Raw genomic sequence first — 15,066 nt, forward strand, 5'->3', positions numbered from 1 at the left:
CCGCAGGCTATCGCCCGCGCCGGACGGCTGGCCGTTTCGAGCGATCTGCGCGCGGTCGTGACGGGCGGGGTAGCCGTTTATTCACTGCGTCTTGTCGGTGGGGCGCGTTAAACTTTCATCAACGACGCAGCAATTCGAGACCGGAAGCAGGCTATAACCACTTTTGAGAACACAAGGCGAGATCGGCGACCCAACTACACCCGCGGCAGGCATCAGCTCAGCCACCCCGGCTTCCATCCCCGGTGGAGCGGACAACGGCTCGGGTCCGGCAGCACGCACCGTGCGCTCCAGCATCGAACTCGCTCCCGAATCCGTGTTCCCGTTCCTTGGTGCGGCCGACCAGAACCTGCGTGAACTCGAGCAGCTGCTGGATGCGGATATCCACGTCCGCGGCAATTCCGTCACACTCACCGGTAAGGCGGCCGATGTCGCCCTCGCCGAACGGGTGATCGAACAGCTCGTCGCGCTGACCGGTCGCAATCGAGTGGTGACTCCGGAGGCGGTGCGCCACACCGTATCGATGCTCACCGAGGGTTCCTCGGAATCCCCGGCCGAGGTGCTGAGCCTGGACATCCTGTCCCGCCGCGGCAAGACCATCCGGCCCAAGACGCTCAATCAGAAGCGCTATGTCGACGCGATCGATGCCCACACCATCGTGTTCGGCATCGGCCCCGCTGGCACCGGCAAGACGTATCTGGCGATGGCCAAGGCCGTGCAGGCGCTGCAGACCAAGCAGGTCAACCGGATCATCCTCACCCGTCCCGCGGTCGAGGCGGGTGAGCGGCTCGGCTTCCTGCCCGGCACGCTCAACGAGAAGATCGATCCGTACCTGCGCCCGCTCTACGATGCGCTGCACGACATGATGGATCCGGAGGCCATTCCGAAGCTGATGGCGGCCGGTGTCATCGAGGTCGCACCGCTGGCGTATATGCGCGGACGCACGCTGAACGATTCGTTCATCATTCTCGACGAGGCGCAGAACACCACGGCCGAGCAGATGAAGATGTTCCTCACCCGGCTCGGATTCGGTTCGAAGATCGTGGTGACCGGTGACGTCACCCAGGTCGACCTGCCCAATGGCGCGCGTTCGGGTCTGCGCGTGGCCAGCGAGATCCTCAACGGCATTGATGATATCCATTTCTCCCTGCTGACCAGCAGCGATGTGGTTCGGCACCGGTTGGTCTCCGATATTGTCGACGCCTACGAACGGGCCGAAGCCGAGCGGGTCCCCCAGGTCGGGCCGCACTATCCGGGCAATCGCGCCCAGCGTCGCGCCGCGAGCCGGGGAGATCGGCGCTGACGTCGGCTTATAGGCTGATGCGGTGAGCATCGAGATCGCCAACGAATCGGGTATCGACGTACCCGAAGAAGACCTGGTCAGTGTCGCGCGATTTGTCATCGGCCGGATGGACGTGCACCCCGCGGCCGAGCTGTCGATGGTGCTCGTCGATCTCGACACCATGGCCGATCTGCACATGCGCTGGATGGACCTACCCGGCCCGACCGATGTGATGTCGTTCCCGATGGACGAACTGGAGCCGGGTGGTCGCCCCGACAGCGCCGAACCGGGTCCGTCCATGCTCGGCGATATCGTGCTGTGCCCGGAATTCGCCGCGGGTCAGGCCCGCAAGGCCGGTCATTCGCTCGATCATGAACTCGCGCTGCTCACCGTGCACGGCGTGCTGCACCTCCTCGGTTACGACCATGCCGAGCCCGAGGAGGAGAAGGAGATGTTCGCGCTACAGGCCCGGCTGCTCGAGGAGTGGTACGAGAGCCTGCGCGAGGCGCAATTGCGGGCCGAATTGGCCGAACGCGATGCCAGGCTGCTGGGGAAGGCGGGCTTCACCACACCGGGTGAGGCGCTGGGCCCCGCGTGAATTCGCTGACCCTCATCCTGCTGGCGGTGCTGCTCGTCCCGGTGGGCGGGGTTTTCGCCGGTGTCGATTCGGCGCTGAACACCATCTCACCGGCACGACTCGAGGATATGGTCCGGGCCGAGCGGCCGGGCGCGGTGCGGCTGACCAGAATCGTGGCCGACCGGCCGCGGTATGTGAATCTTCTTGTGCTGCTTCGTATTCTGTGCGAGATCAGCGCGACGATACTGCTGGCGGCGGCACTGATTCCGCTCTGGGACGACGATTGGGCGCTGCTTTTCACCGCCGTCGTCATGGTGTTGGTGGACTATGTGGTGATCGGGGTCGGCCCGCGCACGCTCGGCCGCCAGCACGCCTACTCCATCGCACTGGCCTCGGCGCTGCCGCTGCAGTTCATCGGCACGGTACTCGGTCCGGTCAGCAGGCTGCTGATCCTGATCGGCAATGCGATCACCCCCGGTAAGGGATTTCGCAACGGCCCCTTCGCATCCGAGATCGAGCTGCGCGAAGTGTTCGAGATGGCCAGCGAACGCGGCGTGGTGGCCGATGACGAACGCCGGATGATCCAGTCCGTCTTCGAACTCGGCGACACCCCGGCCCGCGCGGTCATGGTGCCGCGCACCGAGATGGTCTGGATCGAAGCGGATAAGACCGCGGCACAGGCGATGTCGCTCGCGGTGCGCAGTGGGCACTCCCGCATTCCGGTGATCGGGGAGAACGTCGACGATATTCTCGGCGTGGTGTATCTGAAAGACCTTGTGCCGTATGCGGATAGGAGTCGCAAGGTACAGGTGCGCGATGCGATGCGCCCGGCCGTGTTCATGCCCGACTCCAAACCGCTGGACAGTCTGCTCGACGAAATGCAGCGCAGGCGAAACCATATGGCGCTGCTGGTCGATGAATACGGCGGCATTGCCGGACTGGTGACCATCGAGGATGTGCTCGAGGAGATCGTCGGTGAGATCGCCGACGAGTACGACACCGATGAGACCCCGCCCATCGAGGACCTCGGCGAGGGCCGCTACCGGGTGTCGGCGCGGCTGTCGGTCGATGATCTGGCCGAGCTGTACGGCCTGGAGATCGAGGAGGAGGACGTCGATACCGTCGGCGGACTGCTCGCACACGCACTGGGCCGGGTGCCGCTGCCCGGCTCCAAAGCCGTTGCGCACGGCTTGGTACTGCGCGGTGAAGGCGGCGCGGACGCGCGGGGTCGGGTGCGAGTGCACACCATTGTCGTGCGCAAGGCGCCGGAGAAATCGCATGCCGAGAAGTCCAATGGCAGGCGCAAAAGTAACGGGTCAGAACGGGATATCCCGAACGATCGTGATCAGAACGGAGACAGCGATGGCTGAACTGGATGCCGAGGACAATAAGCTACTGGTGCTGGCGAAGGGGGCGCTCGGCCGCACCGGTGGCAGTTCGGGCGCGGCCATCCGCGATACCGACGGCCGCACGTACTCCGCCGGTGAGGTTTCCCTGTCGTCGCTGCGGCTGACCGCGCTGCAGGCCGCCGTCGCGGCCGCGATCTCCAGCGGCGCGGAGGGGTTCGAGGCGGCCGTGGTCGTCGGGGGCAGGTTGTCGGACGCCGGGGTCTTCGCGGTGCGCGAGGTGGCGGCCGAGGCGCGCATCATCTTCACCGACCGCTCGGGCGCGGTCTTCGAGATCGTCGACGATGCCGAGGGTGCGGAGGTGCAGGGTGGCTGATAACAGCGCCGAATTCCGTTCCGGCTTCGTCTGTTTCGTCGGCCGCCCGAATACCGGCAAATCGACGCTGACCAATGCCCTGGTCGGCCAGAAGATCGCGATTACCTCCTCGCGTCCGCAGACCACCCGCCACACCATCCGCGGCATCGTGCACCGCGACCACGCCCAGCTCATTCTGGTCGACACCCCCGGCCTGCACCGCCCGCGCACCCTGCTCGGCCAGCGCCTGAACGACCTCGTCCGCGATACCTATTCCGAGGTCGATGTGATCGCGCTGTGTATTCCGGCCGACGAGAAGATCGGTCCCGGCGATAAGTGGATCCTGCAGCAGATCAAGCAGATGGCGCCGAAGACGACGCTGCTGGGTGTGGTTACCAAGATCGATAAGGTGAGCCGCGACCAGGTCGCCGAACAGCTGATGGCGCTATCGCAGCTGCTCGGTCCGGACCACGATGTGGTGCCGGTTTCCGCGGTCAAGGGGGAACAGGTCGAGGTTCTCGTCGACGTCATCGCCTCCAAAATGCCGGAGGGCCCGGCCTTCTACCCCGATGGCGAGCTCACCGACGAGCCCGAGGAAACCCTTATGGCCGAGCTCATTCGCGAGGCCGCCCTGGAAGGTGTCCGCGATGAACTTCCGCACTCGCTCGCGGTGGTCATCGAAGAGGTGCTGCCACGCGAAGAGAACGAAGACATGCTCGACGTGCATGCCCTGCTGTATGTCGAACGTCCGTCGCAGAAGGCCATCATTATCGGCAAGGGCGGTGCCCGCCTCAAGGAGGTCGGCACCAACGCGCGCAAACAGATCGAACACATTCTCGGCGTCCGCATCTACCTGCATCTGCACGTCAAGGTTGCCAAGGATTGGCAGCGCGACCCGAAACAGCTTGGCAAACTTGGGTTCTGACCTGGAAACATGGGATGTGATGCCCGAGCCGCTGCTATAGTCGGCCCGTTGGCGGCTGTCCGTGATCATTCCGGGGCCGTACGTGCGTCGGAAGGGTCCCGACGCATACGGAGGGCTGAGCTGTGGACGTGGTCGAGGGCGCGGTATTCGCCGGGTACCAGATCGAACGCCGTCTCGGTGCAGGCGGGATGGGCACCGTCTTCCTCGTCCAGCATCCGCGGCTGCCGCGCAAGGACGCGCTGAAGATCCTCGCCGATGTCCATGCCGGAGACCCGGAGTTCCGGGCCAGATTCCTGCGTGAGGCCGAAATCGCCGCGCGGCTGCAACATCCCAATCTGGTCGCCGTGCGGGACAGGGGTGAGCAGGATGGTCGATTGTGGATCGCGATGCAGTATGTGGACGGTGTCGATGTCGCCCAGTTGATCAAGATGAACGCGCTCCCCATCGAACGTGCCGTTCGGATTTTCGGGGAGGCGGCGCGCGGTCTGGATGAGATCCACCAGGCGGGCCTGCTGCACCGCGACGTGAAGCCGGCCAATATCCTCGTCGCCGCGCAGCCTGACGGGTCGGATCGGGTGCTCGTCACCGACTTCGGAATCGCCCGTGCCGCTGATGATTCGACCACCCTCGCCTCCGGTGGGACCACAGCCACCCTGGCCTATGCGCCGCCGGAGCAGATCAGCGGTGATCCGATGGACCATCGGGGCGATGTCTACGCACTGGGCTGCACGCTTTATCACATGCTCACCGGCTCGGTCCCGTTTCCTCGGGACAGTCCGGGGGCGGTGATGTACGCGCATCTGAACGATCCCCCGCCCCGGCCCTCGCTCGGAAATCCCAGCGTGCCACCGGCATTCGACGCGGTGATCGCCAAGGCCATGGCAAAGCAGCCGGACGAGCGGTTCTCCAGTTGTGCGGCGTTCGCGGCGGCGGCGCGGGCCGCACTGGTGGGGGGCGCGCTCACCGGTTCCGGACCGGACGCGGCTCGGACCAAGCGCCGCGACCGGTTGCTCGCGGCGGGGCTGCTGGTTGTCGTCGTTGTGGCAAGCGCGATTTCGACGGTTCTGTGGACCGGCGGTGCACCGGCGAGCATGCCACCACCCTCGACCACCGCGGGTCCGCCGAATGTGAACACCGCCGAGTGGGGTGCCTACGCCTATATGGCGCAGGCATTTCCCGAACTGCTGCCGCCCTCGCCATTGGCGACCGGGTACAAGGATGTCGGGGGCTGTATTCCACTCGACAAGGAAGGCCATGCCGCTTCCTTCGACGCACCTGCCGTAGTCGGCGAAGTGTTCTGCATCGGTGATGGCGACCCGGCGCGCACCATGACCGTCAAATGCAATGCCAACCGGTCGGCGATCTTCCCCGATCGCTTCTTCGCTCGGATAGAGGGCGATGAACGCTGGGTCCGCTCGTCCGGCACGGGGCATGTGAACTGGGGTTCCGATATCGAAATCGATGGCAAGATCCGCGGTCAATTGGAGGTCTACTTCGACGATCCGGGCCGGAATTTCTGCACGGTGCAGGTGGACGGTGCCGCGTCGGGCACCGAGCTACACGACCGGTGGTGGCCTGATGCGCCGCTGTGATCGGGTACGCAAAGTCCGTGCCGCCCTGGCCAGCACGGTGGCGGTGCTGGCGCTCGCCACCGGCTGTACCGCGCACGGGCAGCCGATGCCGCAACGGCCCGACCTCGGCTCGCTCGATATCGGCGGATACAGCCTCGAACCGCTCCGCGAACCGGCCGTCGATAATGAGAGATTCGGCAGGGTTATGGAATCGATGCGGCTGGGCGAGGTCATGGCCGATCCTTCAGAGGCGGATTCGACCTTGACCTTCCCGCTGAGTGGCTTCACGGCCGTGCCGCTTCCGACGTCCGCCAAAGCGGGTGCGTATCTCGCGGCCCCGGTCCGTCCGGTCCTGGAAAAGTGGGGAATGCTGGCCGGTTTTGCCGTCGGTCGCATCGACAAGGAGGTCGAGCTTACGCCGGTCGTCGGCACCGCCCGGCTGTTGACCGTGCTGGTGCTGCGATTCCCCGACCCCACCGCGGCGCAGCGGGCCGCCGAGGAGATCGACTCGGTCGATGCGTCGGTCAGTCCCGAGAATGTGTCCGTCACCATCCCGGAATATCCGGCCGCACACGGACATTGGCGTCCGAATGTGCCGACGATAGCGGTCTCGCTCGCGCACGAGTCGTTTGTCGTCACGCTGCTCGGTGGACATACCGCTGCCGACCTCAACGCCCTTACCATGTTGGCGCGCAAGGCATTCGATGCCCAGCTGCCCAGACTGCGCGGGTTCGCGCTCACTCCGCGCGAACAGCTCGCGGCCCTGCCGCTGGACCGCGACGGCATGGTCGCGCGCATGGTGCCGAAAGCGCCGGGGCGCTGGCCGTTTCCCGCCGTGGCCTTCGGTACCGAACAGGAAAACGCGGGGTGGAATAGCGCTCCCCAGGCAAGTGGCGTCGTATACGGCACACATGCCACCTTGTTGTACCGGGGTGTCGGAAAACCGAATCCGCCGGAGCTCATGGCCTTCAATGGTTTAGAGGGTCTGATGCGATTCCCCGATGTGGCTGCCGCGCGCAAGTCCTTCGCGAAGGCGCAGGACGGAGTCGATAAGAACGGGCGGCGATCGATCCCCGGCCCAACCGGGGTGCCGGATGTCGCCTGCGCGAAGGATCCGGGCGAGCTGACCGCGCGTCCGTTCGTCTACAGCTGCACTGTGTTGTACGGGCGTTATGTCGCAGTGCTTTTCGGTCGGGATCTGCGCGACTTCCAACAGCGGGTCGCTGCTCAATACGGGCTGCTGGTGAACAGTGAGCGGGGTACATGACCGAGACCCTTGCTCCGGGCACGGTATTCGCCGGGTATCTGATAGAGCGGGTGCTGGGCACCGGCGGGATGGGAACGGTGTACGTCGCGCGCCACCCGCGGCTCCCGCGCCACGACGCGCTCAAGGTGCTCGCGCAGATCCACAGTGGTGATGACGAGTTCCGTGCTCGATTCATTCGAGAGGCCGAACTCGCGGCCAGGCTCGAACATCCCAATATCGTCGCAGTGCACGACCGAGGCGTGTACGACGGTCGGCTGTGGATCGCGATGCAGTTCGTCGACGGTATCGATGCGGCCGAACTCATCCGCCACGATGCCGCCGAGCTGCCACCGGAGCGGGCGTCGCACATTGTCGGATCGGCAGCGCGTGGTCTGGATGCCGCGCATCGCGCGGGACTGCTGCACCGTGACGTCAAACCGGCCAATATCCTGCTCGAGTCGCGACCCGGCGAACCCGATCGAGTTTTCCTTTCCGATTTCGGAATAGCCAGGGCCGCTGGACAATCGACCGCACTGACCTCGGTAGGGTCGGTGCTCGCGACCTTGGCCTACGCCGCGCCGGAACAGCTCATGGGTGGCGTGGTCGATCAGCGGGCCGATGTGTACGCGCTGGGCTGCACGCTCTATGAACTGCTCACCCGCACAAAGCCGTTTCCACGCAAGACCGCCGTCGCGGTGATGCAGGCGCACATCCAGGACCCGCCGCCCCGTGCCACCGCGGCGAATCCGTTGCTGCCGCAGGTCATTGATCGGGTGATTGCGCGGGCGTTGGCGAAGAACCCGAATGATCGCTATCCGTCGTGTGGTGCGCTGGCCGATGCGGCGGCGGCCGCGCTCGACGGCCGCGCGGAGGCGGTCACCGTCGAGGTGCCCAATGCCGAGCCGCGACCTCCGGTGCGTCGGCGGCGCGTCGGGCTCGCGATCGGTATCGCCGCATCGGTCGTTGTCATCGGAATCGCGAGTTCTGTTGCGCTGATGAGGAATTCGACGCAACCAGCGGCGACCACCGCCACGATCGGATCGAGCACCGCGGTGGCGGCGACCAGCCCGCCCGCCGCCACCGCAACGACCAGCAACGCTCGGCTGTCGTGGGGCAGCCACACCTTTATCGCGCAAGCCTTTCCCGAACTGCTTCCCGCCAGTCCGGTCGAGGGCGGGTATCAGGGCCTCAGGTGCGTCGCGCGGGACTTGGAAAATCGTCCCGTCGATGTGAACCAAACCGCGCCCGCGGTCGCCAATCTGGATTGCACCGGAAACCGGGATCCGGTGGAGACGATCTTCGTGGGCTGCAATTCGAATCGCAGTCCGACCAACTACCGCGCGGACCCCGATTTCGTCCCGATCGGTGATGAACGATGGGAGCGCCGATCCGGGCGCGGCCGAATTCTCTGGTTCGACACCAGCACTCCGGACAATGACCCCTTGGGCCCCAACCGGCCCCAGGGCCTGATCCGGATTCTGTTCGACGATCCCCAGCGGAATTTCTGTTCGCTGTTCGTATTCGGCGGGAACTCCGGCAAAGACCTGTACGACCGCTGGTGGGGTAGCGCGCCGTTCTGAACCGAGTTAGGGAGGAAGACGCCGTGGATATTGCCGGAGGCACCACATTCGCCGGATATCGCATCGAGCGCCGCCTCGGCGCCGACGATATGGGCACCACCTATCTGGCGCAGCATCCGAGGCTGCCGCGTCGGGACGCGCTGAAGATTCTGTCCGATGACTATGCCGCCGAGCCCGATTTCCGCGCGCGCTTCCTGCGCGAGGCCGAAGTCGCCGGGCGGCTGCAGCATCCCAATGTCGCCGCGGTCCGGGATTGCGGTGAACAGGACGGCCGACTGTGGATTGCGATGCAGTATGTGGGTGGCGTCGATGTCGGTGAGTTGATCCGGCGCGGCCGAACCGAGCTGAACGTGGAGCGCGCTGTTCACATAGTCGTTGAGGCCGCCCGCGGACTGGACGAGATCCATCGTGCGGGCCTGCTGCACGGGGATGTGCGGCCGGGCAGCATCCTCGTCGCCGAACAGGAGGATGGGCCGGAGCGGGTGCTGGTCGCCGATGTCGGCATCGCCCGCGCCGTCGGCGATGTGACGACAGTGGCCGGTGGCGGCGGTATGCCCGGGACGGTGGCCTATGCGGCGCCGGAGCAGATCAGCGGTGACGCCGTGGACGACCGCGCCGATGTGTATTCGCTCGGCTGCACGCTGTACCACATGCTCACCGGCTCGGTCCCGTTCCCTCGGGACAGTCCGGGGGCGGTGATGCACGCGCATCTGAACGATCCCCCGCCCCGGCCCTCGCGCAGAAACCCCAGCGTGCCAACGGCATTCGATGCAGTGATCGCCAAGGCCATGGCAAAGCAGCCGCCGGATCGGTACCCGAGCTGCGGAGCACTCGCGACCGCGGCGACGGCAGCGCTGCTGCCCGAATCGGATCCGACCGCGGTCGCACCAGCTCCCGCATCGCGCGGGCGGGATCGGCGGCTGCTGCTCGGTGCGACGGTGCTCGCCATTGCCCTTGTCGCGGTGGTGGTTTCGGCGGTGCACCGGATCGGTCGCGACACATCGGCCACGACCGCCGCGCCGGGGCCGACCACCAGCGTCGACCGTGCGGCCGCCGCATCGGCCGCGGCATGGAGCCCGCATGCCACCGTCTTCGCGGCATTTTCCGATCTGCTACCGGCCACACCACTGGGTGTCGGCTATCGGGAATTGCACGATTGCAAGTTCCTCGATCAGCAGGGTAACCCCATGTCGTTCGATGCGCGGGTGCCGATCGATCGGCTGAACTGCACCGGCGACCAGGATCCGATGGAACAGGTCATCCTCACCTGCAACACCGATCGTTCGGTCATGCCGGCGGCAGCTGCGCAAGAACGGTCCGAGGGCGCCGAGCGCTGGAGCCGGCCGTCCGGTTCGGGCGAACTGCACTGGGGCAACTACACGAACCGGCTGGGAGGCGTGTTGGGCGAGTTGGAGGTGTCGTTCGATAGTCCGAATCGGAACTTCTGTCGGATGCGGGTAATCGGCGATCGGTCCGGTGCGGATCTGCGGACGCGGTGGTGGCTCGATGCGCCACTGTGAGGTGAACGATCGCGCGAGAATGAACCGCGCCGACCGGACTCGTTCGGTGGCTGCCACGGCGGTAGCGGTCATGGTGCTGGTCTTGACGGCGGGTTGTGCGCTCCAGGGGCATCCGGTACCGGCGAACCCGAATCCGAAGGCACTCGATGTCGGCCTGAACAGCATCGAACCCCTCGAGGTGCCGCCCAACGACAACGAAAGCTATGGGCGGACACTGGAATCGGTCCGGATGGCGGAGGCGATCATCGATCCGGTCGAGGCCGACGCATCCCTGAAATTCACATTCGAGACCGGCGGCGCAATGCCGCTACCGACGCCCGCGAAGGCGACCCGAGTGCTCGCGAAATCGGTCCGCCCGGTGCTCGAACGGTACGGGATGCTGGCCGGTTTCATGGTCGGCGGCGCGGACAAGGAACAGATCGGTCCACCCGTCATCGGTCGGTCCCGATTGCTGACTGTTGTGCTGCTTCGCTTCCCGGATGCGGCCGCGGCTCGGCAGGCCGCTCGGGAGATGGACGCGACCGATGCCGCGGCGAGTCCCGACAATGTGTCCGTTGCCATCCCGGATCAGCCGTCGGCGTCCGCGCATTGGCGTCCGAACGTGCCGACACTGGCCGCGACGATGGCGCACGAATCCTTCGTGATCAGTGTGCTCGTCGGGCATACGAGTCCGGATCTCGCCGTGCTCACCACAGTGGCGCGCCAGGCTTTCGAAGCACAGTCGACCCGGTTGCGCGACTATTCGGCCACACCGCGGGACCGGCTCACCGCGCTGCCGCTCGACAGCGACGGCATGCTGGGCAGGTTGATCGCCGAAGTACCTGGGCGCTGGCCCTTTCCGACGGTGGCGATGACCGACTATGAGCAGAATGCGGGCTGGCAGGTCGCCGCCACCGTGACGGGGATCGTCTACGGCCTGCGTGGTACCTACCTGTACGGCTCGCGCCAGCGCCCGAGCTCGATCGAGCTCAACGCCGTCAACGGCTGGAATGAGCTCGAACGCTATCCGGATGCGGTTGCCGCCCGCCGGGCATTCTCGGATCCCGCGCGGGGACAGGAGCCGGAACTGCGTGTCGCGCCTACGCCGGAGGCAGTGCCCGACGTCCGCTGCTTCGAGCAGCTCGACGTTCCCCCGCAGATCCCGCTCCGATTCACCTGCAGGCTCATGCACGGCCGCTACATCGCGCTGATTCGCGGCCGCGATCTGAAGAGCACCCATCAGCGGGTCGCGGCGCAGCTCGGTCTGCTGTTGAACAGCGAGTAGGGATATGGCTGGAAGGCTCGTTCCGGGGACGGTTTTCGCCGGATATGTGATCGAGCGGATGCTCGGCAGTGGCGGGATGGGTTCGGTGTATGTGGCAAAACATCCGCGGCTGCCGCGCCACGATGCGCTGAAGGTGCTCTCGGATGAGCACGGTGCGGACGCGGAGTTTCGCGCGCGGTTCATTCGCGAGGCCGATCTCGCTGCCCGGCTGGACCATCCGAATGTCGTGGCCGTGCACGACCGCGGCGTGCAGGACGGCCGTCTCTGGATCGCGATGCAGTTCGTCGACGGTATCGACGCCGCGCAGCTCATCCGCCGCGGCCCCGCGGAGCTGACCCCCGAACGGGCGCTGCACATTATCGATGCCGCCGCGCGCGGTCTCGACGAGGCGCATCGGGTCGGGATGCTGCACCGCGACGTCAAACCGGCGAATATCTTGCTGCAGCCCCGGCCCGGTCAGCCGGATCGCGTGTATGTCACCGATTTCGGAATTGCAAGGGCCGCAATCGAAACCACGGCGCTGACCGAGGCGGGGGCCGTCCTGGCTACGCTCGCCTATGCCGCGCCGGAGCAGCTGATGGCGGGCCAGATCGATCACCGGGCCGATGTCTACGCGCTGGGCTGCACACTGTACGAACTGCTGACCGGACAGAAGCCCTTTCCGCGGACTACCGCCGTCGCGGTGATGCAGGCGCATATCCAGGATCGGCCCCCACGTGCCTCCATAGCGAATCCGGCACTGCCGCGGGCTATCGATGACGTGATCGCGCAGGCGATGGCGAAGAACCCGCACCATCGCCATCACTCCTGTGGTGCGCTCGCGCTTGCGGCGGCGGCCGCTTTCGGTCGTCGGGGGGATGTGGCCGCGCTTGATCCTTGGCCGCGAACGAAGCAGCGGTCCCGTCGTCACATCGCGGTGGCTTTTGGTATCGCGGCATCGGTCGTCGCGCTCGGCGTCGCGAGTGCGCTTGCACTGAACAGGAATTCGAGTGACGTACGGTCGACCGGTATGACGGCGGGGTCGAGTACGGTGGTCTCGCCAACCAGTGCCACGATGCCACCGGCAACTACGGTCGCCGCTGGCGCCGCATCGTGGGGCGGTCATAACTACATGGTGCGGGTGCTGCCCGAGCTGCTGCCCAGGACCCCGGCGGACAGCGGCTATCAGGGGATGCGATGTGTCGCGGTGGACGCGGACAAGCGGCCGATCGATGTAAACCAGGCGGTGGGCGCGACAACTTACCTATCTTGCAACGGTGACCGCAATCCGCTGGAACTGCTTATCGTGGCGTGCAATGCCAATCGAACCCCGAGCAAGATAGAGCCCTACACCGATGCGGCAGTCGCTGGGGAAGAGCAATGGGAGCGTCCATCCGGCCGGGGCCGGGTGATCTGGCAGGACGTCACCGGTCCGGCCGGTGGACCGGCGGGTGCGGTGCAGGTCGAATTCGCCGACGCCGGACGCAGCAACTGTCAGCTGCGGGTATTCGGTGGCGAATCCGGCCGAGACCTCCTCGAACGCTGGTGGCGAAACGCCCCGGTCTAGGGCGAAAGTTCTTGTACCGTCTAACTATTCGACCAAGGGGTGTGACGTCATACCGGTTCGGAGGATATCGGCAAACTCCTGGAGTTGCTGTGAATGCGCGGCACCGACTATCTCGGAGTCACCGGGACGCTGTGCTTCTCGCGAGGTCGAGTGGCCGACGACTCCACTATCGGCATCCTCGTCGCCACCGGCCTCGGGAAGTCCGGCCAGCCGCAGCAGTGCTTGCTGATGTATCCGCAGGGCGACGGCCGGGTCCGCACGGGGCCCGGCGGGCACCAAGAGCGATACCGAGGTCTGGACCCCGCCCGAACGCCGAACTCACCACCAGGGTTCGGGGCGGTGACGATCCCAGCGGAGTTCCGATTCCAGTTGTGCCGCAACGGAAACCAGTAGTGGCTCGGAGTTCGCCGTCCCCATCAGCTGTGCGCCGACCGGGAGCCCGGCGTCGGTGAAGCCCGCGGGGACATTGACGGCGGGCCAGCCGAGCACATTCCAGGGCCAGGTGTAGGGGCAGGCGGCGGTGATGAGGTCGTTGGTGGCATTGACGCCGATGCCATCGATCTCCGCGGCGCGCGGCGGGGGAGTCGCGGTGGTCGGCGCGAGCACCAGATCGTAGTCGCGGAAGAACCCGCCGATTCGCTTGTGCAGCAACGGTTCCGCCTGGCGTGCCGCGAACAGTGCCGGTCCGCTGAGGGCCCGGCCGAACCAGACGTTGGCGGTCGTGCGCGGATCCACCTGCGCGCCGGGCATCTTGTCGTAGATGGCCCGGATGCCCGCCATCGAGCGCGGCAGGAATGACGCACCGATCATGATGCCGTAGTGCAGATCGGCCACGGTCACCGAATGTCCGAGGCGGCGCAGCGTGGCGGCGATGTGCTGGACCGCGACCTCGACCTCCGGATGCAGCGCGGTCTTGGTGGCGGTGAACGGAATTCGCAGCGACAGTGCGATGCGCAGTCGCCCCGGATCACGGCCGACGGCATCGGAGACGGTGAGCGGTTCGGGGGTGTGCAGATCGCCCGCATGCGGTCCGGCCGCGGTGTCCAGCAACAGTGCCGCATCGGCGACGGTGCGAGCCAGCGGTCCGTTCACGGTGAGACCTTGAAAGGCCTCGGCCTCCGGCCAGGTGGAAATGCGGCCGCGCTGCGGTTTGATGCCGACGAGATTGGTCCACGCGCTCGGAATGCGCACCGAGCCCGCGCCATCGGAACCCAGTGCGGCGGGCACCAATCCGGCCGCGACGGCGGCCGCGGAGCCGCCGGACGAACCGCCGGGGGTGTGTGCGGCGCCCCACGGATTGCGGGTGTGTCCGAAGGCGGCGCCGCTGGTGAACGGCAGCTGACCGAGTTCGCAGGTATTGGTCTTGCCGACGATCACCGCACCGGCCGCGCGCAGCCGCCGCACCGATTCGGCGTCTTCGGTTTTCGGCGGCAGGTCGCCACCGCAGCCGAATGCCGTTGGCGCACCGGCGATATCGGTGTCGTCCTTGATCGCGATCGGCACGCCGAGCAGGGGGAGTCGTTCGCCAGCGGCCAACCGCTCGTCGGCCGCGGCCGCCTCGGCCAGTGCCTGCTCGCGCCGGACGACGCGGAAGGCGTTCAGGGTCGGCTGGCTGGCCTCGATCCGGTCCAGCGCGGCGCCGGCCGCGGCCACGGAGCTGATCGTGCCCTGCGCGAGTGCCGCGGCGAGGTCGGCGAGTCCCAGTTCGGTGGTCGCGGCCGGGCGCAGGGTGGGGTCGGACACCGTCATGTGAGCTCCGTCTTCCTTTGTTCGTTCGTTGCACGGTAGCGCGGAGCTGGTCAACCGTCCACATCGGCTCGCAAATCTCCACCCCAGGTAGGAGGCCGGACTATGGAC

13 protein-coding genes are annotated in these 15,066 nt (G+C 66.4%); 11 read left to right on the forward strand and 2 right to left on the reverse strand.

Annotated elements, in window-relative coordinates; all coding sequences use genetic code 11:
- The first annotated feature begins 211 nt into the window (after positions 1 to 211).
- The 11 genes from ACWEO2_RS29915 (at position 212) to ACWEO2_RS29965 (ending at position 13,209) form a co-directional block, all read left to right on the forward strand.
- The gene (locus tag ACWEO2_RS29915; RefSeq protein ID WP_452408424.1) at positions 212 to 1,300 is read left to right on the forward strand and encodes a PhoH family protein; all 1,089 of its coding nucleotides are present in this window, start codon (positions 212 to 214) and stop codon (positions 1,298 to 1,300) included.
- A gap of 22 nt (positions 1,301 to 1,322) precedes the next feature.
- On the forward strand, positions 1,323 to 1,877 hold the full coding sequence (ybeY, locus tag ACWEO2_RS29920) for an rRNA maturation RNase YbeY (RefSeq protein ID WP_354952823.1): 555 nt from the start codon (positions 1,323 to 1,325) through the stop codon (positions 1,875 to 1,877).
- Positions 1,874 to 3,226 (forward strand): hemolysin family protein, encoded by a 1,353-nt coding sequence (locus ACWEO2_RS29925; protein WP_452408373.1) that lies wholly within the window; start codon positions 1,874 to 1,876, stop codon positions 3,224 to 3,226. The genes ybeY and ACWEO2_RS29925 overlap by 4 nt, the downstream gene beginning before the upstream one ends.
- On the forward strand, positions 3,219 to 3,578 hold the full coding sequence (locus ACWEO2_RS29930; RefSeq protein WP_452408374.1) for a cytidine deaminase: 360 nt from the start codon (positions 3,219 to 3,221) through the stop codon (positions 3,576 to 3,578). The genes ACWEO2_RS29925 and ACWEO2_RS29930 overlap by 8 nt, the downstream gene beginning before the upstream one ends.
- Positions 3,547 to 4,482 carry a GTPase Era gene (gene era, locus ACWEO2_RS29935; protein WP_452408375.1) on the forward strand — a complete coding sequence of 312 codons (936 nt, stop codon included), beginning with the start codon at positions 3,547 to 3,549 and terminating at the stop codon, positions 4,480 to 4,482. Before ACWEO2_RS29930 ends, era begins: the two co-directional genes overlap by 32 nt.
- A 122-nt stretch (positions 4,483 to 4,604) precedes the next feature.
- A complete protein-coding gene (locus ACWEO2_RS29940) occupies positions 4,605 to 6,074 on the forward strand; it encodes a serine/threonine-protein kinase (protein WP_452408376.1) in 1,470 nt (489 codons plus the stop codon).
- Entirely contained in the window at positions 6,061 to 7,320 is a 1,260-nt protein-coding gene (locus ACWEO2_RS29945; RefSeq protein ID WP_452408377.1) for a DUF7373 family lipoprotein, read from the forward strand. The genes ACWEO2_RS29940 and ACWEO2_RS29945 overlap by 14 nt, the downstream gene beginning before the upstream one ends.
- Positions 7,317 to 8,879 carry a serine/threonine-protein kinase gene (locus ACWEO2_RS29950; protein WP_452408378.1) on the forward strand — a complete coding sequence of 521 codons (1,563 nt, stop codon included), beginning with the start codon at positions 7,317 to 7,319 and terminating at the stop codon, positions 8,877 to 8,879. Before ACWEO2_RS29945 ends, ACWEO2_RS29950 begins: the two co-directional genes overlap by 4 nt.
- 23 nt (positions 8,880 to 8,902) lie before the next feature.
- A complete protein-coding gene (locus tag ACWEO2_RS29955; protein ID WP_452408379.1) occupies positions 8,903 to 10,399 on the forward strand; it encodes a serine/threonine-protein kinase in 1,497 nt (498 codons plus the stop codon).
- Positions 10,400 to 10,418: 19 nt separating this feature from the next.
- The gene (locus ACWEO2_RS29960; RefSeq protein WP_452408380.1) at positions 10,419 to 11,663 is read left to right on the forward strand and encodes a DUF7373 family lipoprotein; all 1,245 of its coding nucleotides are present in this window, start codon (positions 10,419 to 10,421) and stop codon (positions 11,661 to 11,663) included.
- A 4-nt stretch (positions 11,664 to 11,667) separates the two neighbouring features.
- Entirely contained in the window at positions 11,668 to 13,209 is a 1,542-nt protein-coding gene (locus ACWEO2_RS29965; protein WP_452408381.1) for a serine/threonine-protein kinase, read from the forward strand.
- A gap of 24 nt (positions 13,210 to 13,233) precedes the next feature.
- On the opposite strand, the gene ACWEO2_RS29970 is transcribed toward ACWEO2_RS29965, so the two are convergent.
- Both ACWEO2_RS29970 and ACWEO2_RS29975 read right to left on the reverse strand, forming a co-directional pair.
- On the reverse strand, positions 13,234 to 13,485 hold the full coding sequence (locus ACWEO2_RS29970; RefSeq protein ID WP_452408382.1) for a hypothetical protein: 252 nt from the start codon (positions 13,483 to 13,485) through the stop codon (positions 13,234 to 13,236).
- 42 nt (positions 13,486 to 13,527) lie between these two features.
- Positions 13,528 to 14,958: an amidase gene (locus ACWEO2_RS29975; RefSeq protein WP_452408383.1), complete on the reverse strand. Its 1,431-nt coding sequence runs from the start codon at positions 14,956 to 14,958 to the stop codon at positions 13,528 to 13,530.
- Positions 14,959 to 15,066 lie beyond the last annotated feature (108 nt).

The organism is Nocardia sp. NPDC004278 (assembly GCF_053602975.1).